The 1,204-nt window shown below is 45.1% G+C and carries 1 protein-coding gene and 2 pseudogenes; 1 reads left to right on the top strand and 2 read right to left on the bottom strand.

Annotation, left to right across the window (positions count from 1 at the left end):
* Positions 1-593: pseudogene (locus VZ94_RS20705) on the top strand (cell division protein FtsZ); the annotation flags it as partial.
* A 245-nt stretch (positions 594-838) separates the two neighbouring features.
* Here the strand turns inward: VZ94_RS20705 and VZ94_RS20700 are convergent.
* Both VZ94_RS20700 and VZ94_RS33380 read right to left on the bottom strand, forming a co-directional pair.
* Positions 839-1,081 carry a hypothetical protein gene (locus VZ94_RS20700; RefSeq protein WP_131655665.1) on the bottom strand — a complete coding sequence of 81 codons (243 nt, stop codon included), beginning with the start codon at positions 1,079-1,081 and terminating at the stop codon, positions 839-841.
* An 8-nt stretch (positions 1,082-1,089) separates the two neighbouring features.
* Positions 1,090-1,204: pseudogene (locus VZ94_RS33380) on the bottom strand (transposase domain-containing protein); the annotation flags it as partial.

Below are 1,204 nucleotides of genomic sequence, written 5' to 3'. Positions count from 1 at the left end.
CTGAATTAATCGTCCATCCTGGTTTGATTAACGTAGACTTTGCTGACGTAAAAACAGTCATGTCTAGCATGGGTGCTGCGATTATGGGTATAGGTTCCGCAACTGGCGAGTATCGTGCTAGAGAAGCAGCCGAAAAAGCGATTGCTTGTCCTCTGTTAGAAGATATTAGTTTACAAGGTGCGCGCGGCATCTTAGTTAATATCACAGCGTCCGATATGGGTATGGCAGAATTTGATGAAGTGGGCAAAATCGTGCACGAATTTGCCTCAGAAGATGCGATTATCAAAATCGGTATGGCGATAGACCCTACGTTAGATGACAGTATCAAAGTCACTGTGGTTGCAACAGGTATGGGGCAACCGGCCAAAGCGGTTAGTGCGCCTTCATCCGTCTTGCCATTTAATAAAACCCTTAAAGGCCAAGCGAGTGATATGCCTAATTACGACGGCTACGACAAATCACCGTTAGCACGCGGTAATACTGCACCAAGAGCAGATAACCGGGAATCACGTTCTTTCGGTGCTCAAACCAAAAAAGAAGGTGATTTGGATTACTTAGATATTCCGGCCTTTTTAAGAAGACAAGCGGACTAAAATAAGGTTTGGGTTATGGGTCTCTGCTATAACCCAATCTTAGCAATCATTTTATTGGGTTAAGCGAATTAACCCAACAATAATTATTTCCAATGCGTCTGCGTATACTGCTTACATGCAACGCAGTCATCTAAATTCTTGCCATGTGGAAAACCACTTGGTAGCTCGGTACGTTGGATGGGGTTTCCTACTAGCGCTAAAAGCCACAACCACCGGCTAACCGGTGGTTGTGCTTCATAAAGAACTCAACGGCATCTCGCTCGACGACGTAGCAAAACCAGCCCTAAAGCCGATAACATGAAATAACACGCCGCAGACACCGGAACAGGCGTCATGTGAGAATTCATATCACCGGTAATCGTCAACTGATAGTTAAGCCTTAATGATGACACGGCCGACAAACCGGAACTAAACGGCGAGGATTCTAGCTGTAAGCCGTCTATTAAGTCAGTACCGCCAAAATCACCGTAACCGTTCAATCTAGCCACGTTGTTTTCTAAAAGACATTCTGATCCTTAACTGTCTCGGAATTTGCCGTTGCAAAAGGCAGCAACTCATCGATACGACTGTTGGGCCAAGTCGGTAATTTTTCCAAAGTTATCCTTGAGCCA

This window comes from Methylocucumis oryzae (genome assembly GCF_000963695.1).
GTDB lineage: Bacteria > Pseudomonadota > Gammaproteobacteria > Methylococcales > Methylomonadaceae > Methylovulum > Methylovulum oryzae.
This window is presented reverse-complemented; position numbering and strand designations above follow the sequence as displayed.